Raw genomic sequence first — 21570 nt, 5'->3', positions numbered from 1 at the left:
AGGAATGTTTTTTAAAACATAAAAAATAGATGCCTGATACAGTGTGTTGTACGGGTTGTCTGTAAGAAGTTTTTTTGAATAACTATAAAAAATAGTTTGAAAACTATAAAATATAGTTACATTTGTTTTGAAAGAGTTCAGAGTTCAGGGTTCAGAGTTCAGAGTGCTCGAAGCTCCCCACTTTTTGATTTGTCCCCCTTTTAGAGGGGGACGAGGAATTCCGGGGCATTAGCCACCGGAATGACGGAGGGGGTGTCTGAGCTTGGAGCTCGATACTCGAAGCTCGAAGCTCGAAACTCGAAACTGGATACTTGTTACTCAATACTAATTACTCGATACTCAATACGAAATAAAGATGAAGAAACTGACACAGAAGGAAGAAGAGATCATGAACTTTTTTTGGGACCGCGGGCCCATGTTTGTGAAAGAATTAAAAGAGTTGTATGCCGGGCAAAAGCTGCATTACAACACGCTTTCGACCATGGTGCGGGCACTCGAGGAAAAAGGTTTTGTTGATCACGAGCAGTTTGGAAATACCTACCGCTATTTTGCGGCGGTAACAAAAGAAGAGTACAGCAAAACAACGCTGGGCAGCGTGGTGAAGAAGTATTTCGACAACTCGTATAAAAACGTGGTGTCGCTGCTGGTGGAAGAAGAAAACCTTTCGCTGGATGATTTGAAAAAGCTGATTGAAGAAATAGAAAATCAACAAAACAACTCGCAATGAACCCATTCCTGGTTTGGCTGCTAAAATCGTCGGTAAGTCTGGCGCTGTTGTATGCGGTGTTTAAGCTGGCCGTTAGCCGCGACAAAATGCACACCGCCAACCGCATGGTGCTGCTGGGTATTTTGCTCACGTCGGTGGTGCTTCCTTTTGCCGATGTCCCGGTTTTCAGGGAGACGCAGGTGATTCCGCAGTTTGAAGCCATTCACGAGTGGGTGGCAGCACCCGTGGTAAATGAACCGGTGGTTTACGCTGAAGACACGCCAAAGACAATGAGTGAGGCAACTCCCGTGAAAGCGCCGATTAACCCTTGGCTGGTATTTTACCTGGGCGTGATCGGGATGCTGGTTGGTCGGCTGGCCTTTTCGGTGGCGAGGGTATGGCAAATCATCCGCCGGGCCGAGAAACAACACTTCCGCGATGTGGTGCTGGCCATTGTCAAAGATTTTATTCAGCCCTTCTCCTTTTTGCAGCACATTGTTTTGTCGGAAAAAGATTTTACTGAAAACCGTGATATTGTAATCGCCCACGAATACGCGCACATTCAACACAAACACGCGCTCGACCTGATGATCTGCGAGCTGTTTACCGCCCTTTTCTGGTTTAACCCGGTGGTGTGGCTGTTGCGCCGCGATCTGAAACTGATACACGAATACCAGGCCGACCAGGCCGTACTTAACCAAGGCATCGATGCAAAAACATACCAACTGTTGGTTCTTAAAAAGGCTGTGGGCGAGAGACGTTTTGCCCTGGCCAACCATTTTTCACAAAAACCAATTTTAAAACGAATCAAAATGATGCACATGAAAAAAGAAACAGGCAAGGCATTTTTGAAATTGCTTCTATTCGTTCCTGCAATTATGTTACTGTTGATTTCATTTAAGGAAGAAAGTAATTCTATTCAAATAGATGGTAGAAGCTATCCAATTGAAAAAGTAGTTGTAGCCAATGAATCGCCAAAGGAATCTGGCAAATTTGAAATAAATATTTACCCGAAAGATGATAAAAATTTTTTCCTGGGACTTATCAGTTTCCGGACTAATTCAAAAGAAAAGCCAGATGAAGGTACTTATAAATACATCGCAAAATCATATAGCGAAAGGGAAGCCTATACATTTTTTGGGAGTTTGTTTTCGGAAGGAGATGAGGTGGATATAACACAAGCAACTTTTCAAATGTTGGAAAGTAATAATAATAAAATGAAATTCACATTTGAAGGGAAGCTGAAAGATGGTCAAAGGTTTCAGGGATCTTTTTTTGGACAGGTTGAAGCTGTTGATTACAGGTACATTCATAAATAGAGAAGAAAAATGATGAATTTATTTTTGGTCTGGCTGCTAAAATCGTCGGTAAGTCTGGCGCTGTTGTATGCGGTGTTTAAGCTGGCTGTTAGCCGCGACAAAATGCACACCGCCAACCGCTTTGTGCTGCTGGGTATTTTGCTTACGTCGGTGGTGCTTCCTTTTGCCGATGTCCCGGTTTTCCGGGAAACGCGGGTGATCCCGCAGTTTGAAGCGATTCACGAGTGGGTGGCAGCACCCGTGGTAAATGAACCGTTGGTTTATGCTGAAGACATGCCAATAACAATGAGTGAAGCAGCTCCTGTGAAAGCGCCGCTTAACCCTTGGCTGGTATTTTACCTGGGCGTGATCGGGCTGTTGGTCGGCCGGTTGGCCTTTTCGGTGGCGAGGGTGTGGCAGATTATCCGCAGCGCCGAGAAACAACACTTCCGCGATGTGGTTTTGGCCATTGTCAAAGATTTTATTCAGCCCTTCTCTTTTCTGCAGCACATTGTTTTGTCGGAAAAAGATTTCACCGAAAACCGCGATATGGTGGTGGCACACGAATATGCCCACATTCAACACAAACACGCACTCGACCTGATGATCTGCGAGCTGTTTACCGCCCTTTTCTGGTTTAACCCGGTGGTGTGGCTGTTGCGCCGCGATCTGAAACTGATACACGAATACCAGGCCGACCAGGCCGTACTTAACCAAGGCATCGATGCAAAAACATACCAACTGTTGGTTCTTAAAAAGGCTGTAGGCGAAAGACGTTTTGCCCTGGCCAACCATTTTTCACAAAAACCAATTTTAAAACGAATCAAAATGATGCACATGAAAACCAATCGTCGCCGGACAAACCTCAAACTGGTTTTGTTTGTTCCGGTGCTGGCGCTGCTTTTGCAGGCTTTTGCAAGACCTGAAATAATTGTGGAGAAAGCGGGAGCCTATTTGCCCGCAATCGGACAGCAGGATAGTTCTGAGGTTTGGGTTGGAAATTGGGTAAGTTCGAAAATGAAGGCACTTAACGATGAAAGCTATCTGCGCACGGCAAGCAACCAGAAAACACCTCAGCTTATAACTATTGTTGATTCAGATGCTTCGGCAGATGAGGCCAATACTTTCACAAAAAACAATGTATTTATTGTTTTGCAAAATAGTAAAGGCAATTTGCTGGTGGAAAACCAAAGACTTGAACTAAAGGATTTAAAGCCAAACCTGGAATGGTTTCTAAAAGGAAAAAATGCGCTTTCCGGAGAAGTGCCTGGTTTTAACCCGGTAGAACTTCCGTTTGTCGGGAAAGTAGAGATTTCGGAGGGTGTTATTCTTTATCGCAAGGATGTGGAAACTTCTCAGAAGGCATCGGAAGCGGTAATGAAGTCAATTGCGGAGGCTATTTTGAATGTTCGGAAAGAAACTGCACAGGAGAGATTTGGCGCAGCATATTTTTCGCTGCCTGCCGACAAGAAGAAGGTAATCAATGAGCTTATTCCCGACAGGGTCAGCCTCGCCAGCCCGAAAAAAGTAAGAGATTCGGGATCAGCTAACGTATTACCCGGGACTTCTGACGGAGAGTTTGCTTTTGTTCCGCCGCCATTTATAGTCTCAATGAAATCGGATGGAAGTTTTGGTGTTCCCTTTAAAAACATTTATGAGCTTAGAGCAAGCCTGAAAAAACACCGAAAATGGTATTTGGATTACGAGTCAAAAGGAAAGCCGACGTCAACGATAACCTTTATTACAGAAGCGGGTGTTTCTAATGGCCAAATTAACGCAGTGAAAGATATGTTGAGCAAAGTTCAAATCAAGAATGTCCGATTTACTTCTCAGCTTGACCCTGTTCGTATTTCATTAAAAAACAATGGCGATTACATATACCATGATGAGCGTTATGATTCTCCTGTTGAAATTAAAAAGCAGTTAATTAAGCAGAAAGATATTTTAGAAAAGTGGAACAGACAGAATGGAACTCAGTTTGATTTCAATGTAAATGTTTTGGTAGAGAGTAAAGTTCCTAGATCGGATATATCAAGGATGGGAGAGGCTTTGGTTGAAGCCGGGGTTAAAGCGAAAAATATCCTGTACATAGTTGATGATGAAAAACCGGGGTCAAAAGAAGATGGGGCAGAGGGAAAAAGCAAATACGATGTGATTGTTACCAACGAAAAACTGCAAGTCTTTGACAGATTATCTACGGTTGAAAATCTCAAAAAGGATGTTGAAGAGGCTTTAAAGTTAACAGGTGATAAAACGACAATTTCTGTTTTGTCGTTCAGCGATGTTCCGAAAGAAAAACTGAATAACGTTCTTAATGAGCTGAACCAGGTTCCTTTCGTAAAAGTCAGCACAACGGTTTTGAAATTGGAACAGGAGCCGGCTGCTGTGGCGCGCCACAAAGTTCTGGTAAAAGCAAACGGTAAGATTGACCTGGATAACCGGGAATACACTTTAACGGAGTTTGAAACAAAACTCAGGGAAATGGGCAACCAGCCCGCAAAAACAAATGTTGCGTTGGAAGTTGAAAACGAGGTTACGTATCTTCAGATAGAAACTGTAAAACGCATGCTAAAGGAAGTAAACATCGACCAGGTTGGTTACAGTATCCAGCGTCATTCGGTTCGGGAAACAAATCCGGGAACAAAAGCAGGAGAGCCCATGTATGCATTTAGTTTTGGGTGGAATGGGGGTGAGCCAAGTCTGGAAGGAGCTAAACGAGCAGCTGAAGAGTTCCTTTCTGGAACAGGTAATCGGAGTTTGTACACCAGTGTGTCACCCGATAAAAACGCTACGCAAGCAGAAATCGATGCGGTAAAGGAAGTGTTGCTGGAGGCCGGTTTTCTGAAGGTGGATGTTCGGCGAAATTAAAGGTAAAGCTTTGAAGAAATGCTTCCCCGATAGCTAGTTATTGGAAAGCATAAAAATACTGAAGATCTTATGGGCAAATAGAGATTTGTCATAAGTTGGAAAATTAAGTTTGACAGAAAGCCCGGTTCTACGGGCTTTTTTTATGCTTGAAAATAGCAGGTGATGTGTTGGTTTTTGACGTATTGCCGTAGAATGGAGGCCCTCTTCTGATCTGTAAGCACTCACTGTTTGACGCTTTTATCATAACCTTATGATCCCGGCATTGGTTGACGTGTTATGCAAAAGAAAAGGCTACCTGTAAGTTTTGCTTTTAGGTAGCCTTGTATATCTGCTAAATTAGTCAGGAACAATCTGTAACGTTTATTTCTGACGAGTTATAATGTTATTTTGAGTTGTTTATGAAAAAATTGCTTTTCGTTTTGTAATGACTACACTGAGGGCAATTAACATGAATACCAAAATGATAGAAAACATGGAAACAGGAACGGTAAGAGGGGCTGACATTCCGTTAAGGACACTGGCGAAAACGTTTGCCCTGTTGTTGGCATCTCCTGCTGGCGTGTCTGATAGATAGCCTAACATAATGGTATTCCCGTTGTTCCCAATAATGATCGCTGCTTCGTCATTTTCAAAGGTAGCGGCTACAATCCCATTCCCAATCGGAGCAAGGCCGGTGGAGAAGATGGTCCAACCTGGATTTGAAAGCGCATATGGGTTGGTTGTGAGCTCATTTGCTATGAGAGGATTGCTAACAGTAACGTTATTCAAATTGGTATTGCCTGTAAACTCAGCTTCAAACAGATTTGCATAAGCTTGGTCGGCACCTGTTGCCCATGAGGCAAAAATCATTTTTCCTCCCCCTGTAATATAGTTTTGAACAGTAGTAAGGTTTAAACTTCCTGAAGCCGAGTTGTTTTGGGCAAATGCAACGGCCAAATCAGTTCCGGCGGCAAGCTTTGTGTTAAAATCACTCCAGCTTGTTGCTACAGTAACCGTATAACCTTTGTTGTTGAGTGCCAATACAACACCATCATCACTGAACGAATAATCAACATAAACCAAGGCGCTTGGGCCGGTTGACGACGAAATTGCAAGAGATTTGGTAAAAAAGGAGTTATAGAAATTTGAGCCGGTTCCAACTTTGTTAGACTGAGCAAAAGTCACGCCTGCAAAAGCTAGGTAAAATACAATTGAAAGTAAAAAAGATTTTTTCATAAGGAATTCGTTAAACGTATGTTTTCTTTTGAATTAAAGCCGGCAAATATAATATTTAGAGTGGTAAACATAATATTTCACAATGTTTTTTTCGTGTTTTTGAGGCTTCGTGTGATGTCATCGTTTTTAGGGGCTTTCGAATGATGTTTCCGGGGGAGTTAAAAGACGACGGAGGAATGGACAGAGACCTCACTGCATTGTTCAATAATGCTTAAGCATGCCGAAAAAAGACATCACGAGTTAGAGGAGTAAGTCACGTAAAGTAAGCCGAGCTAAGTTAAAAAGAAGCAGACTCCAAAAGACTCATGCTATTGAATTCTTTTCGCTGTTTTTCCTTACCTGTTCCGCTTGCTCCTTTTAAAATAGGGTCTTGGTTTTTTGGTGAAATTCCACGTAAGTTTGGTTCCTACCATTCGGGGCGGCCCGGGAACAAAAGTGGGCACTCCAAACAAGCTTCCCGTGTTTCCGGCGCTGGTAATGTATTGTTCATCCAATACATTGCTGGCCCAAACCGATAGCACCAGGTTGGGATCGTTCAGTGCCAGGCCTCCGTTGATGTTCAGTAAACCGTAAGCATCCTGTTCAAGCCCCGGGGTGTTGGCATCTTCGAAGTACATGTGCGATTTCCAGGCATACGATGGCGTTACAAAAAGCTGAATGGTGGGCGTGATGTTCACCCGCGCATGAAATCCAACGTTGAGGCTGTGTTCGGGCGCGAGGCTAAACACATTGCCGGCGTATTGCTGGGTTTGTCCGTCCACATCGGTGGAGTCGAATTCAGTCTTTAGCCACGCATAATTGGCAAACAAGTGAAGCTGTTCAATAACGGCTACGCGAAGATTGGCTTCCGCCCCGTACGAAGTTGCCTGTCCTCCGTCTTTCGAGATGTAATTAAACTCCCCTGTAGATGCATCAGCCACCCAGGCACGGGTTTGAAAGTTTTTGTAGAGTTGGTAAAAGGCGGTTACGTCCACAAAAATGCGATCGAAGAAAGCAGCCTTAAAACCTGCTTCAAAATTGTCCAGTGTTTCGGCATCCAGTACCTGTTTTTCGCCGGTGGAGGTAAACTGCAATACGTTGGGGCGGCGCCCGCGCGAATAATTGGCAAAAAGATTTCCGTATTCGTTAAAACGGTATTTCAAACCCCCGTGGTAGGTAAACGATAAGGTGCTTTTGCTGAGCTCCTGCTCTGGTATTGGCTTAAAAAATAAGTTGGGGGATTTACTGATATAGCTTTCTTGCGCATTGCTTAATATTCCATCCAGAACAGACTCAGAGCCACCTGTAAATTCAGATTGATAATTTAATTTATAACGATCGTAAACAATACGCGCACCACCCGAAACAAAAAACTTCCGGCTTAGCTGGTAGTTCACATCGATAAAACCTTCGAGGGCTGAATTGGTTGCCTTGCTGTAGTTTTCTTCCTGGTGGTTGGTGGGGAGATCAACATAAATGGGAACGTTGTTTATGGAGTCGTATCCCACAGGAATGACTGGGATCGATATCGGTTGTCCGTTGTTGTCAACCAAAGGCATGGGCGGACTGGAAAGCATAAGATTGGCCAGTTGTTGCTCGTTGGGCGAAAACCAGTAAGTCTGGTCGGCCGTTTCGCGCCAGTAACTTCCGCCCAGCACTCCGTTTAACCGGCTGTTTTGCGAGAAATTTCCCCTAATCTCCTGGTAAAACTGGCTGGCACTCGAATTTTCTGCCATATCGATGGCTGCTGATGCCGTTCCGTCGCCGTCCCAGCGTGCCGAAGCATCGTTGGTGCGGTACGAAGTAATGGACGTCCAGTAATTGTGCTCGCTCATGTAGAGGCGGTAATTCAGTGTGGCGTCAAAGACTTCTTTCCCGGTTCCCAGGTTGGTTCCCTGTTCGTGCGAGGCTACGCCGCTAAAGATTCCGGTCGTGCCGTTGGTGTTGGCCAGACTGTCGGGCATAAAGGCAATTCCCGGAGTATCGTCTTTCTGGTAATTCACCACCAGGTCGAATTTGTGGTTCCACGCCGGTTTAAAGCGCACCGAGAAACGTCCGCCGTAGGTGTTTTTTCCCATCAGGTCGCCGCCAAAAGTATTTTCAATATAGCCGTCGCGGTAGTTGTAAATACCCGCTGCCCGCACTGCCAGTTTGTCTTTTATAATGGGCAGGTTTACAAAGCCACGCACTTCTTTTTGTCCGAATTCTCCGTATCCCGCAGTCAGACTTCCATTGAATTCTCCGGTGGGCATTTTGCTGATATAATGCACGGCTCCGGCCTGGGCACTTCTGCCAAACAGGGTGTTCTGCGGGCCCTTTAAAACTTCCACGCGGTCCATGTCATACAATTCGAGCGAGGCCCCGCTTGCCCTGTTGATCGGGACATTGTTGAAATACACCGAAACACGCGGCTGCGCACTGGGGCTTACTTCGTCGCTGGTGAGGCCGCGAATAACAAAGCTTGGCCGGTTGGCGCCCTGTTCCCGAATGTACAAACCGGGAACAAATTCGCTCATCAAACTAAGGTCCGTAATATTCGACTGTTCCATGGTTTGGGCGCTTACGGAACTAATGGCCGTTGGAACATCCAGTATTTGCTGTTCGCGTTTTTGTGAGTTCACCAAAATTGGTTCGAGGTGAATGTTGTCGAGCGGTAGCATCACGTTTTTTACGTTTTGTCCCTTACGCAAAATAATGTCGGCCGTGTGGGTTTTGTAGCCGATAAACGAGACTCGCACACGCGTGCGGCCTTCAACCAGCCCGGTAATCAGGTATTCCCCGTCTTCGTTGGTATTTACGCCCTTTGCCGTTCCGTCGATGGTCACGGTGGCGCCCGGCAGTGCATTGTAGCCTTCGTCGTACACCGATCCCCGGATAAAAACCGAAGGCATTTCATTGGTAACCGCTTCGGTGCTGCGGTACTTGCGTTTTACCTTGTCGCGTTTTTTGGATTGGGCAAAAGCGGTGGTTGACAGCAAGACGAGGACGAGTAAAAGGCCGGTTATCTTCATGAATCTAAATTTTTTACTGAACGGAATAACTAAAAAACGGAAAGTAAGGATCATTTATTTTTACGATCACGAATATAGTACGATTTATCTGCCAGAATAAACGGTTGGGGAGGGAGAGATGTTTAAGCGGGGCGGATACTGTTTTTACTTCGGAGAATAAACCGGTTTGTGCAGCCAGATAGCAAATTCATCAAGGCATTTGTATCCTTCATCCTGTGTTTTGCATTTTTTTATGGGAATGGCCGGGCGTTTGGCCTGGTTCACCAGGTAGATCCGGTATTCGGTTTTATGGGAAGTGTTGCTTCTATTGGAGCGGCTGTACATGCGGTAAACTTTTCGTATGGGAACAAGTGTTACGCCAATGTAATCGTCGAGCGAGCGCCAGCGCCCGGTTTTAAACAGCCCGAATTGTTTGTTGTAGTTCCTGAATTTCTTTGTTTCGGTGTCTATTTCCACTCCCGAATAGGTGGCAAACAAATAAGCTATGGCAAGCGAACTAACTCCGGCCATAATTGGATGATGCTCAAGCAAGCCCATCAAAAGCAGGGGTATAAAAAGAAAGCCAAAGAAAATATACGGGCCGGTTAAAAAGTGCGATATTTTGTTGTCAATCTTCATGGTTCAATAATACTGGCAGCAACAACTCGTATGTCGCTGAATGGCCGGCTGAGTGAATCAACAGGCAGGGCGGCAATCGAATCCACCACATTCATGCCGTCAATAACTTCTCCAAAAACTGTATAATTCTGATCCAAATGAGGGGCACCTCCAATGGTTTTGTATACTTCGCGGTGAGGTTCCGGGATCGAGTATCTTTCGAAATTGGTATAATTTTTACTGCCCGACTGTATGCTGTCCGACCATTTTCGGTTCGCTTCTTCGTTTTCTTCCTGCAAAGCCAGCTCCAGCGAATCGCGAAGGGCTTTGTTGCCCGGATTGTTTACAAAATAATGCGCTGCCAGCCATTCGTTGATTCTTTTTTCGGCTCGCTCTAGCGTACTGTCGGTTTGAACTTTTCCCTGAACAATAAAGAACTGCGAACCCGATGAGGCACGGTCGGGATTGTTATCGCGGGCAGCAAGTATGGCTCCGCGTTTATGGAAAAGCTCCGTATTTATTTCTGCCGGAATGGTATAATCAGGGCCTCCGTCTCCAAGCGCTTTCCCTGCTTTGGCATTTTTGCTGTCGGGGTCTCCTGTTTGAATCCCAAAACCGCTAACGACCCGGTGAAACAGCATCCCGTCGAAATATCCTTCTTTCACGAGCTTTACAAAGCTGTCGCGGTGCAGGGGAGTTGCGTTCGATAATTCGAGCAGCACATTTCCCTTATCGGTGCTTAATTCAACTCGGACGGGTTGCGCTTCGGGTGTTTTTTTAGGGGAAGAAGTACAGGCGTAAATCAATATAAACAGAAATAGAAAGTATTTTGGATGAGCCATGTTTTTTGCTTGTTAATTCTCAAAGCTACGAATTTTAGCGGTTAAGCAAAACTGTTTATTCCAGTGTTAATCGGCGCCGTTGAATGTAGGAATGCCATAAAATGTAGGTAGCCATCGAACGGTAAGGGGCAAATTTCTCCATGTAGCGGATGATCTCTTCTTTTGAAGCTTCCGGCGGAACAAGTTTTAGTTCGTACACCGCCTTGATGGTAGCCAGGTCGCCGGGCGGAAAAATATCAGAGAAGTGCAAGCTCATCAGCACATACATATCAACGGTCCAGTGTCCGATTCCTTTCAAACGGAGCAAGCTTTCGCGGATGTTTTCTTCGGGGAGTTGGTTTAGCGCATCGAGATCAAGTTTTCTGTCCACAATTTCGCGGGCCAGCAGACGGGTGTAAACAGTTTTTTGCCGGCTGAAATAACAGGAACGCAGCTCTTCGTCGCTCAATTTCAGAATATTTTCTGGTGTTATTTCTCCCACTCGTTCCTGCAGGCGAACAAACGCCGCTTTTGCCGAAGCCAGCGAAACCTGTTGCTCCAGAATGGTAAGTACCAGCGTGGCAAAATTGGGCTCGCGGTGCCAAAACGGAGGATAACCGTATTCCCGGATTACGGTATCCAGACCGGATTCCTGCTCGGTACACCAATCGCAAAGAACCAGAAACTCTGCTTCATCTTTGATTTTCTTCATCCCATAAAAATAGGTATTTCTGAAAATTGAATGTTTGCCTGAATGAAACGAGAATGAGTACGGCTGTTTTTGGTGAATGCCCTTGTGTTTTCTTTGCGGTTCTCTGTGTCACGATTTTTGTTGTTATAACACAAAGTTGCGCAAAAAAGACACAAAGCACCCAAAGATTTTGTACCGAGCTAACTGCGCCTTTCTTTTGGTAAGGGGCTAAAAAAAAGAGGGATGCAAGCACCCCTCTTAAGGCTTTGAAGGCAATACCGAATTAAATAAATTAAAAAATCTCAATGATTTTCTGCCTTCCTGCTTTAGAAACGGCAAATGAATTTTTTTAGTATTAGATAAAATCGATTATTTTGATTGATCTGATATTGAAAATTCAATAACTGACTCATAGTCTGCGAATATGCGTCTTCATTTATATTTTGAATAAGGCCGAGAACATGAAATTTACTCCGGGTGCTACAATTCCAGAAGAGTATGGCCGGTAACGTTTGTCGAAGATGTTTTCCACGCCCGCGCTAAGCGTGATTTTGGGGTGGATCCTGTAATTCGACTTCAGGTTGAGTGTCCACCAAGAGGGCAAGTGCGGATTGCCGTTTTCATCCGGCAGGTACAGGTGCGGCTTGTCTTTTTCGTCGGGCGCCAGATCGTTGTAGTCGAGCTTTCCGTTGTAGTTGAGGTACAGGTCGACATACCACAGTTGATTTTCAAAAACAAGGTGCGACGAGCCAAATGTAGGCGGCACGTGGCGCATCGGAAAACCATCTGAATCTTCTCCACGGGTAAGGCTGATGTCGTGGCGGGTACGCCAGTTGTTGCCAAACAGTACTTCCAGGTTCAGGTTTAGCCCGTAAATCTTGGCGGATTCAGCATTTACCAGTGCTTCCACTTTGCTCAACTCCCCGTCGTACATGATATAGTCTTGCCCGTTCAGCGAGAAATCCCGCCGTACCATGGCGTCTTTCAGCCAGCTGTAAAAACCGGTGATTTCGAACTTGGCATGGTCGTGTATGTTCCGGAGAACGTTGATCTCCAGGTTTCGGGCATATTCGGGCTTTAGATCGGGGTTGGGCACCACCACGTTGCCCGGTTCGGAGTCAAACACTTTGGCGATGTCGTCGATGTTGGGGGAGCGGAACCCCGTAGAACCGTGCAAGTTGATCTGCCACTCTTTCGTTGGGTGCCAGACAACTCCCAGGTTGCCGTTAAAAGCCGAGTTGTCCATGTCAAACCCGTCGAACGGAAAGCTGTAATACTGTTTGTCAAAAACTCCCTCGAGCTGTGTGTAGGTAAAACGCGCGCCCACCTGGAAAATAAACTTCGGGCTCACGTTGTATTTGAATGAAGAATACGCTGCAAAGCTGTTGTATGTCGAGCCATCGGGGTAGCGGGGGGCAATGTCTTCTTTTTCACCGGAAAGCAGGTTTTTGGATATTCCGTTTGAGCCGACATTGTTGAGGTAAGTTTCCAGCCCGTAGAACAGTTCGGCCTTTTCGTCAAAATCTTTTCCAAAGTCGAGGTTAAAAGAAAGAACCTTTACGTTTTCTTCCCGGCTTCTTCTGTTTTCGTTGTTCAGTTTCCGGTCGTTGCGGCTTTCTGTATAGTCCTGAAAGCCCACTTGCAGGCTAATGCGGTCGAAGAGAAAGTGTGGAGCAGTGTATTGTGCGCGGGCCGAAGCCATTGTCCAGATTTGCGGGCCGTAATACCATTCGGCGTAAGCCAGCCGGTCGTTCTTGTATTCAATCAGCCGGTCGTAGCGCGGAATGTCGCCGGTACGCGAATGGTTGGCGCTAAAAACCAGGTCGAAACGATCCGACGGCCGGTAACGCAGTTTTCCCAGGACATTGAACTGGCTGTAACCGGTATATTTTTGAACCTGGTCGTTGTCGTTTGCCACAATTCTGTCGAAACCATTGAACGGGCCGTTCGCAACATATTGGGGACGAAGGTATGCATCCGGTCCCTGACTACCCATCCGGAGATCGTCGAAGTCGGTGTAGGTGGTGCTCAAAACAGCTCCCCATTTTTCGCCGCCCACGTTGTAGGTACCATGAACGGTTTGCTCCATGTTGGCACTCGAGTAACGGGTGAAGACTTTTCCTGATGATTCGGTTTTCGAGGTAGTGGAAAGCTTCGGATTTACCGTGTTGAAACTCATTACTCCCCCCAGTGCATCGCTTCCGTAGATGACTGAGCCGGGGCCAAAAATAACTTCGGCGCTTTCGAGGCTTTGTGCATCCACCGAGATTATGTTGTGCAGGTTGCCGCTTCGGTAAATAGCATTGTTCATCCGAATCCCATCGACAACAAGCAGTATGCTGTTGGCCGAGAAACCACGGATCATCGGGCTTCCGCCGCCCATCTGGCTTTTTTGAATAAAAATGCCGTTTTGATTTCCAAGCAGATCAGCTGAGGTTTGCGGGTTGTATTGTTGTATTTGTTCGGCTTGTATGCTTTGAATATAGTGCGGGATTTCAGATTTTGATTCGGCCCAGCGGTTGACAGAAACCACCACCTCGTCAAGCCGCACCGGGTTTTCGACCAATATCACCACGTTTCCCTGTTTGCTGATCTTTTCTTTGGTGGTAGTGAGCGACAGATAGGAAGAATGTTTGAACAGAATTTTTTCGCCCGGTAAAAAACCGCCCGTGCTTGCTTTTCCGTTTTCATCTGATTGCGAGGAGAAACTGTCGGAAATTAGTACAACACCTTCAATCGGCGCGCCCGATTTGCTGTCGGTTATTTTTACATAATTTTGTGCATGCAGGGAAAGGGTGGTCAGCCATAAAATCAGAACAAAGCAAAAACTTTTTATCATGGTCGTTTCATTCGTTTATATTTAGTCGTCAAGTTTTGGCAAAAGTATAATTACGCGCGATTGTAACAAAAATCGTACCTGTAAAAGGGTGGGGAGATGTTCGGATAAAAAAATCCGGTTCCCCTAAAGAAACCGGATTTTTGATATTATGTATAATATGGTTTATACTAGTCCTTGGGCGATCATTGAATTGGCTACTTTTACAAAACCTGCAATGTTGGCTCCCTTAACATAATTAACTGAGCCATCAGGATTTTGACCATATTTCACGCAAGTGTCGTGGATATTCACCATGATGGTTTTCAGTTTCTGATCCACTTCTTCGCGTGTCCAGTTGATGCGCATGCTGTTTTGAGTCATTTCGAGGCCCGAAACTGCCACTCCTCCTGCATTTGCCGCTTTACCCGGAGCATATAAAATGCCTGCTTCCAGGAATTTGTGTTTGGCTTCGTAAGTCGAAGGCATATTCGCTCCTTCAGCTACCACAAAACATCCGTTTCCGAGCAAGGTGTCTGCATCTTCACCGGTAATTTCATTCTGAGTAGCACATGGAAGAGCTACGTCGCATTTTACACTCCACGGACGTTGATTCTCAAAATAAGCTACGTTGTACTCTTCTGCATATTCCTTGATTCTTCCGCGGTATCCGTTTTTCAGGATTTTCACGTATTCCAGTTTCTTGCGGTCAATTCCTTCCGGATCGTAAATGGTTCCGTTCGAATCGGACAAGGTAACCGGTTTTCCACCCATGTCGAGCACTTTTTCAACGGCATACTGGGCTACGTTTCCTGAGCCTGATATGGCCACTGTTTTTCCTTTAATGCTGTCGCCACGCATTTTTAACATCTCTTCGGCAAAGTATACGGTTCCGTAACCGGTTGCCTCAGGTCTGATAAGAGAGCCGCCCCACTCGATACCTTTCCCGGTAAATACGCCGGTAAACTCGTTGCGTAAGCGTTTGTATTGTCCGAACATGAAGCCAACTTCGCGGCCACCAACACCGATGTCTCCGGCCGGGATGTCGGTATTCGGACCAATGTGACGCGATAATTCGGTAGCAAAGCTTTGGCAAAAACGCATCACTTCGTTGTCCGATTTGCCTTTGGGATCAAAGTCAGAACCACCTTTTCCGCCTCCCATTGGCAGAGAGGTAAGGCTGTTTTTCAAAACTTGCTCAAAAGCCAGGAATTTGAAAATACTCAGGTTAACGGATGGGTGAAACCTTAAACCACCTTTGTACGGGCCAATGGCGCTGTTCATTTCAACCCGGTATCCGCGGTTTATATGCACATTGCCGAGGTCATCGCTCCATGGAACACGGAACATGATAACTCTTTCAGGTTCCACCATTCTTTCGAGTATCTTGGCCTGCAGGTAGCGCGGGTTTTTTACCAGAAATTCGGCAAGGCTTTCCACAACTACGGAAACAGCCTGGTGAAATTCATTTTCTCTTGGGTTTTTTGCTTTTAAATACGAGATAAAATCTTCAGTGTACTGAGCTGGATCTCTAAAATTCATACGGTAAAAAATAATTATGTTATTCTGTTCAAGATTAAAAGTGCAAATCGATTTCCGGATAACCCGGTAAAAAAGAACTTTAGTCTGTTTTATATACTGTCAAAGTGAAGGTATGTTGCCTACGAAATTATAAGAATTTTCGGGTTTATATTTACAAATGATAAATAGACTCGTTTGGATTAAACGGAAAATTAATATTCTGAATCCTGCTTTCTGGTTTGATCAACTTCCCTTTCACATCCAACAAATTGTGTATCTTTGCCGCTTGAACTTTGAATCGTGTATAATCATTCGATAAGATGGAATATAAATTTGCGGAAATTGAGCCGAAATGGCAGCAGTATTGGGAAAAAAACAAAACGTTTAAGACAGTAGACGACTTTTCGAAACAGAAATATTATATCCTCGACATGTTTCCTTATCCTTCAGCGGCAGGTTTGCATGTGGGGCATCCGGAAGGTTATACGGCAACAGATATTCTGAGCCGTTACAAACGGATGAAAGGTTTTAATGTGTTACACCCGATGGGGTACGACGCGTTTGGTCTTCCGGCCGAGCAATATGCCATTCAAACCGGAACGCACCCTGCGGTTACAACCGGGAATAACTGTGATAATTTCCGCAGACAAATCAAGGCCATTGGATTGAGTTACGACTGGGACCGGGAGATCAATACCACCGATCCTAAGTACTTTAAGTGGACACAGTGGATCTTCAAACAACTGTACAATACCTGGTTTGATGAAGAACTGCAAAAAGGCCGTCCTATCTCTGAGTTGGTGATTCCGGAAGAGGTAAAAGCAAACGGCGAAGAAGCCGTAAGAGCATACATAAGTGAAAAGCGCCTGGCTTATTACGACAATGCACAGGTTTGGTGGTGCGATTCGTGTAAAACCGTTTGTGCCAACGAGGAAGTTTTAACCGATGGCTCTCACGAGAAATGTGGCAATCCGGTTATCCGTAAAAACCTGAAACAATGGTTGCTGCGCATTCCGCACTACGGCGAACGGCTGTTAAGTGGTTTGGACACCCTGGACTGGCCGGCTGGAGTAAAAGACATGCAGCGCAACTGGATTGGGAAATCAACCGGGGCCGAAGTGGATTTTGAAATCGATGGGCTGGGCAAAAAACTACGGGTTTACACTACCCGTCCTGATACTTTGTTTGGCGCAACCTACATGGTAGTTGCTCCCGAGCATGCGTTGGTAGGCGAACTGGTAACCGACGACAAAAAAGAGGTAGTGGAAGCCTATATAAAGGCAGCTGCATTGAAATCGGACCTGGACCGTACCGACCTGGCAAAAGAAAAAACAGGTGTTTTTACGGGGCGCTATGCCATTAACCCGGTGAACAATACAAAAATCCCGGTATGGGTGGCTGATTATGTTTTAACCGGTTACGGAACGGGGGCGATTATGGCGGTTCCTGCTCATGATACCCGCGACTTTGAATTTGCCAAAGAATTTGATATTCCGGTTGTATGTATCCTGGATCCAAAAGAGGTTGAAAACAGAGATGAAGTTTTGACCGGAAACGCTTGCTGGACCGAAGACGGTACTTACATTAACTCTGCCAGCGCCGAAACCGGTATCGACATAAATGGTTTGAACAAAGCCGCCGGTATGGCAAAAATTATTGACTGGCTCGAAGAAAAAGGCATCGGAAAGGCGACTGTGAACTTCAAACTGCGCGACTGGTTGTTTAGCCGCCAACGCTACTGGGGCGAACCATTCCCCGTTATTCACTGGGAAGACGGTGAAGTTACTTTGGTGGAAGATGAGAATCTGCCATTGGAGTTGCCCGATCTGGAAGAATACAAACCCAGCGAAACAGGTGAATCGCCACTGGCGAATGCCGAAGACTGGCTGATTGTAACCGATAAGAACGGAAGAAAAGGCCGCCGCGAAACCAATACCATGCCTCAATGGGCCGGATCGTGCTGGTACTACCTGCGTTACATCGATCCGATGAATGCAGATTCGATTTTTGATGTGAAAAAAGAGCAATACTGGATGCCGGTTGACCTGTATGTAGGTGGAGCTGAACATGCCGTATTGCACTTGTTATATTCACGTTTCTGGCACAAAGTGCTGTTCGATTTGGGAATTGTTTCGACCGACGAGCCGTTCCAGAAATTATACAACCAGGGTATGATTCTGGCTTTTGCTTACGAAACGCTTACCGGTGCCAAGGTAACTTCTGATTTGGTAGAAGAAAAAGACGGGAAATATTTCCACACCCAAACCGGTGAAGAGCTGAGACAGATCGTTGCCAAAATGTCCAAGTCGTTGAAAAACGTGGTGAATCCTGATGATGTGATCGAACGTTACGGGGCCGATTCGCTGCGTTTGTACGAAATGTTTATGGGACCGCTTGACGAGCGTAAACCCTGGGCTGAAAACGGTGTAAAGGGAGTTTTCAATTTCCTGGCACGTGTTTACCGCTTCTTTTCCAACAATGAAAACATTGTGGAAGGGGAGGAAGATCCCGAAGTGGCAAAACTGTTGCACCAAACCATCCGGAAAGTGGGTTCCGATATTGAGAACATGAAATTCAATACCGGTATTTCTGCTTTGATGGTGTTTAACAACCTGGCCATCAAGAAAGGAAAGGTAACCAAAGCAACCGCTGAAACTTTTGCCAAAATTCTTGCTCCGTATGCACCGCACCTGGGCGAGGAACTTTGGTCGATTTACGGCAATGCCGAAACCCTGGCTTACGAGCCCTGGCCTTTGGTGGACGAGAGTTTGCTTACCGAAGATACACACGAGTACCCGGTTTCATTCAACGGCAAAATGCGTTTTAAAATGGAATTGCCGCTCGATATGCAACAGGCAGAAGTGGAGAAGGCGGTTTTAAGCGATCCTCGCTCCGAAAAATGGATCGAAGGTAAATCGGTTCGGAAGTTTATTTATGTTCCGAAAAAGATCATCAATATTGCTGTAGGATAATCAGTCAATCAAAAAAATACTAAAAAGGGACGGTCCGTATAAAATGGATCGTCCCTTTTTGCTATAAAAAACTGCAACCACCGGGAAACTCCGGTGATTGCAGCGATCATAAAAAAGTACCTCTTTGTTAGAAGCTCAATAAAGCTGCTCCCTCTTTTACTCGTTCGTGAATGGCCACCGAGCCGACTATTTTTACGCCTTCCACCAGGTCTTCTTCCGAATAGCCTCTTACCTTGGCACAGGGTGGGCAAACGCTGATACTGCAACCGTTGCTAAACACGTTCTGGATCATTTCTTTCATGGTCGGATCTTCCGGATTGGGCCGTGCTTTTTCGGCGGCTCCCTTGCGCACCCAGTCGATGGCTGAACTTACCAGGAAAATGGATACATCCAGTCCGTTGTTAATACCACCGTTTGCAATGCTCCATGCTACGGATGAACGTTCGTCGTCGTGACCTCTCGAAATAACTACTACTAATTTTTGTTTTGCTTTCATGATAAAAAGTTTTAAATGATTCATTATTAAATGGATTGTTTAGAAAATATTCTTGCTAACTAAGTTGGCCGAGCCGGGAGTGTATACGTGCAGGCTAACTGCCGAAGCGCCAAATGGATTTCCCACTGCATGATATCCCAGCCGGTCGTCGATATAGGCGATGCTGCCTGCTTTGTAACCATTGGATGCCAGTATCCGTTGTTTCTCGTCGGTGGAATACCGCAGTTCTTCCAGCTTACCATGCAGCACCTTAAAAACGCAACCTCCGGCCGGGTGACCGTGAACGGAACTTACCTTTCCCGGTTTCCAGTGGATCAAAACAACTTTCATCCATGTGTTATCCACCAGTACATGGCGGGTTTCCCTGTTCTTTAGAAATCTTTTTAGTTGCTCCGGATCCAGGGCGCGTACCTGTTGCATTACCGGCAAAAACTGAAGTGCCGAATAAGGTGCCCGACTGGTGTGAAATGTGTTGAATAAGTCGCGGCATACCGAATACAGATTCGGAACCATTCCGGCACTCATTTTAAGCGATGCTTCGGGTGTCAGTAATCCGCTCGCATTAAAAGACGTCTGTACATTGTTTGCCAACTCGTCGTTTGTTTTATGGTTTCCTTTTAGAAAGAAGAAAGGAGAGAACCCTTTTACGGAGGAGGACTCGTTTGCTGTGGTGTAAATCAAGTTTTTCATAGTTTTTTGTTTTTCGTTGATACAAAGTTGCGAAGTATTGAGAGGCTGGGCTTTGCTGAAAAGTCCGAAGTGTTGTCTATTTGGTTCAGCGGCTAAAAAAGTGTGAAAAAATGCCCTGGAAGTGTCGTTTCTGATGCTTTTAAAACAGAAGCTGGAATCTGTTTTTTGCAGCCGTATAAACAAAACCGCCGCATAACTGTCGGTTGACTGTCAGGCGGCGGCTCCTGTTCAATGTTCTTGTTTTCAATGGTTCCAATTATGATGATCGAGCATCCAGGCTTCCAGCTTTAATGCAGGTTCCATTTCCGTTTCAATACTATCAATGGACGGGATAAACGTTGTCAAGGCAAGCATCCACGCTTCTATTTCAAGCCTGGCTTCAGTTTCAAGCTCCAGTAAGTTAACAGGTAATTCTATATCGCTTTGGGAAGGAGTGCTTGTATTTAAACTTGCCTTTTGGTCCGAATCAGGAGAAAGGAGGCAAATGTTTCTTACCTCACCTGCGGTTTCGGGTAAGGTCAGTGCAATTACTTTCGAATTGATAAGCGAAGCAATGATTAAAATGGCCAGCGCTTTGGTGAAGACACTGTAACCCCTGACCAGTTGGAGGTCATTTTTTGTTTTTAAAATTCCTTTCAGAAAGGTAAAGGGAAAGAATCTTTTCAGTTTCGAAGATTCATTGATGTTGGTGTAAATCAAGTTTTTCATGGTTCTCTGTTTTTGTGATGGTACAAAGTTGAGAACTATTCTCCCGAACGAATTGGCTGAAAAGTCCTAAAAATGGTCTGATTGGTTCACGAGCAAAAAAAGTATCAGAAAGCCAGTGATTTTTTGTAATCCGAAGGGCTTTTGCCGATGATGCTTTTGAAAACACGGCTAAAGTGAGACACATCTTCAAAGCCGCTTTCGTAGGCAATTTGTGTGACACTCTGGTTTGAATTGGCGATAACATGGGCCGCATGTTCAACACGTCGTTTTTGTATCCACTTCCCGGGTGGCTCGTTAAAAATACTGTTGAATTCTCTTTTGAAGGAAGAAAGGCTGCGGTGCGAAAGCTCGGCAAAATCCTCGATCTTGAGGTTGAAACAGAAATTCTTTTCCATAATTTGCCGGAGCGATGGTTTGTCGGTTTCTGTCAGCCCGATAAAGTAAGCCGTTAAAACGGGGTCGCAATTCACGAGGTTGATCAGCAACTCCTTTAGCTTTAGCACCAGGATGGGATCGGGAGGGCGGTTGATTCCCCTGAAATAAGTGAGCATGGAGTTAAAGTAGCCTTCAAGGTAATCGGAAGCCTGCACAGGCCGCGCGGCAAAATTGTTGCTGTCGTTTCCGGCTTTAAGAACCTGGTTTCCCTGAAGCTCTTTCATGGTTTCGCGAATCAGTTCATCCGAAATAAAAAAGCCCAGCATGCAATACTGGTCATCAAAATACTGGTGGATAATTTCTGCTCCTTTTTTCAGGTAGAGTGTTTGCCCCGGTTCCAGTGTCCATTCGCCATGCAGCGTTTTATAGGTTTTCTTTCCGCTCAAAACATATACAATGTAATCGTTTCGGGAAAAGATCCCGATCTCTTCTGCTTCAATCGGGCAGGTGTATTCGAGGCAGACGGTTTCTTTGAACTCAAAGCGGTTAAAGTTCAGGTTCTCTTTTACTATTTTGTAGAAATTGAGCATGTTACACGCTTTTTTTGATTCAATACAATTTAAGACTTTAAGGTCTAAAATCAAAAAAAGCACCTTCCCCGGGCGTCCAGAAAACTCATTCAAATAAGCTGCGACTAAAACAGATCCTTTTCGTTTACTATCGGATACCTCTGAAAACTGGATTTTCTCCGGCAACTAAATCCGCGGCGCATCAGTTTTGCAATCACAGCGTGAGCTTTGTATTTTC

The 21570-nt window shown here is 45.3% G+C and carries 15 protein-coding genes; 4 read left to right on the top strand and 11 right to left on the bottom strand.

Annotation, left to right across the window (positions count from 1 at the left end; genetic code table 11):
- The first annotated feature begins 355 nt into the window (after positions 1-355).
- Genes INQ51_RS02865 through INQ51_RS02855 form a run of 3 tightly spaced genes read left to right on the top strand, consistent with a single transcriptional unit; the run spans position 356 to position 4872 of the window.
- A complete protein-coding gene (locus tag INQ51_RS02865) occupies positions 356-727 on the top strand; it encodes a BlaI/MecI/CopY family transcriptional regulator (RefSeq protein WP_233376387.1) in 372 nt (123 codons plus the stop codon).
- Positions 724-2025, top strand: a complete 1302-nt coding sequence (locus tag INQ51_RS02860) for a M56 family metallopeptidase (protein ID WP_233376386.1) — start codon at positions 724-726, stop codon at positions 2023-2025. Before INQ51_RS02865 ends, INQ51_RS02860 begins: the two co-directional genes overlap by 4 nt.
- Positions 2026-2034: 9 nt before the next feature.
- Entirely contained in the window at positions 2035-4872 is a 2838-nt protein-coding gene (locus tag INQ51_RS02855) for a M56 family metallopeptidase (RefSeq protein WP_233376385.1), read from the top strand.
- 396 nt (positions 4873-5268) lie between these two features.
- On the opposite strand, the gene INQ51_RS02850 is transcribed toward INQ51_RS02855, so the two are convergent.
- The 7 genes from INQ51_RS02850 to gdhA form a co-directional block, all read right to left on the bottom strand.
- Complete coding sequence (locus INQ51_RS02850) at positions 5269-6087, bottom strand: hypothetical protein (RefSeq protein ID WP_233376384.1); 819 nt, start codon at positions 6085-6087, stop codon at positions 5269-5271.
- 335 nt (positions 6088-6422) lie between these two features.
- The gene (locus tag INQ51_RS02845; protein WP_233376383.1) at positions 6423-9077 is read right to left on the bottom strand and encodes a TonB-dependent receptor; all 2655 of its coding nucleotides are present in this window, start codon (positions 9075-9077) and stop codon (positions 6423-6425) included.
- 144 nt (positions 9078-9221) lie between these two features.
- Positions 9222-9695 carry a hypothetical protein gene (locus INQ51_RS02840; RefSeq protein ID WP_233376382.1) on the bottom strand — a complete coding sequence of 158 codons (474 nt, stop codon included), beginning with the start codon at positions 9693-9695 and terminating at the stop codon, positions 9222-9224.
- Positions 9692-10516: a peptidylprolyl isomerase gene (locus INQ51_RS02835; protein ID WP_233376381.1), complete on the bottom strand. Its 825-nt coding sequence runs from the start codon at positions 10514-10516 to the stop codon at positions 9692-9694. Before INQ51_RS02835 ends, INQ51_RS02840 begins: the two co-directional genes overlap by 4 nt.
- Positions 10517-10571: 55 nt before the next feature.
- Positions 10572-11207, bottom strand: a complete 636-nt coding sequence (locus INQ51_RS02830; RefSeq protein WP_233376380.1) for a DNA-3-methyladenine glycosylase family protein — start codon at positions 11205-11207, stop codon at positions 10572-10574.
- A gap of 415 nt (positions 11208-11622) precedes the next feature.
- Positions 11623-14025 carry a TonB-dependent receptor domain-containing protein gene (locus INQ51_RS02825; RefSeq protein WP_233376379.1) on the bottom strand — a complete coding sequence of 801 codons (2403 nt, stop codon included), beginning with the start codon at positions 14023-14025 and terminating at the stop codon, positions 11623-11625.
- Positions 14026-14187: 162 nt separating this feature from the next.
- A complete protein-coding gene (gene gdhA / locus INQ51_RS02820; protein ID WP_233376378.1) occupies positions 14188-15543 on the bottom strand; it encodes an NADP-specific glutamate dehydrogenase in 1356 nt (451 codons plus the stop codon).
- A 299-nt stretch (positions 15544-15842) separates the two neighbouring features.
- Here gdhA and leuS point away from each other — a divergent pair, with 299 nt between their 5' ends.
- A complete protein-coding gene (gene leuS / locus INQ51_RS02815; RefSeq protein WP_233376377.1) occupies positions 15843-18494 on the top strand; it encodes a leucine--tRNA ligase in 2652 nt (883 codons plus the stop codon).
- Between the two features lie 127 nt (positions 18495-18621).
- Here the strand turns inward: leuS and INQ51_RS02810 are convergent, their stop codons facing one another.
- The 4 genes from INQ51_RS02810 to INQ51_RS02795 all read right to left on the bottom strand — a co-directional run bounded on the left by INQ51_RS02810 (position 18622) and on the right by INQ51_RS02795 (position 21353).
- Positions 18622-18990, bottom strand: coding sequence for a DsrE family protein (locus tag INQ51_RS02810; RefSeq protein ID WP_233376376.1), 369 nt, complete (start codon positions 18988-18990; stop codon positions 18622-18624).
- A gap of 39 nt (positions 18991-19029) precedes the next feature.
- Positions 19030-19680 (bottom strand): cysteine dioxygenase, encoded by a 651-nt coding sequence (locus INQ51_RS02805; RefSeq protein ID WP_233376375.1) that lies wholly within the window; start codon positions 19678-19680, stop codon positions 19030-19032.
- Positions 19681-19923: 243 nt separating this feature from the next.
- Positions 19924-20388: a hypothetical protein gene (locus INQ51_RS02800; RefSeq protein ID WP_233376374.1), complete on the bottom strand. Its 465-nt coding sequence runs from the start codon at positions 20386-20388 to the stop codon at positions 19924-19926.
- A 104-nt stretch (positions 20389-20492) separates the two neighbouring features.
- The gene (locus INQ51_RS02795; RefSeq protein WP_233376373.1) at positions 20493-21353 is read right to left on the bottom strand and encodes an AraC family transcriptional regulator; all 861 of its coding nucleotides are present in this window, start codon (positions 21351-21353) and stop codon (positions 20493-20495) included.
- Positions 21354-21570 lie beyond the last annotated feature (217 nt).

The sequence above is a fragment of the Maribellus sp. CM-23 genome (assembly GCF_021354595.1).
Classification (GTDB): domain Bacteria; phylum Bacteroidota; class Bacteroidia; order Bacteroidales; family Prolixibacteraceae; genus Draconibacterium.
This window is presented reverse-complemented; position numbering and strand designations above follow the sequence as displayed.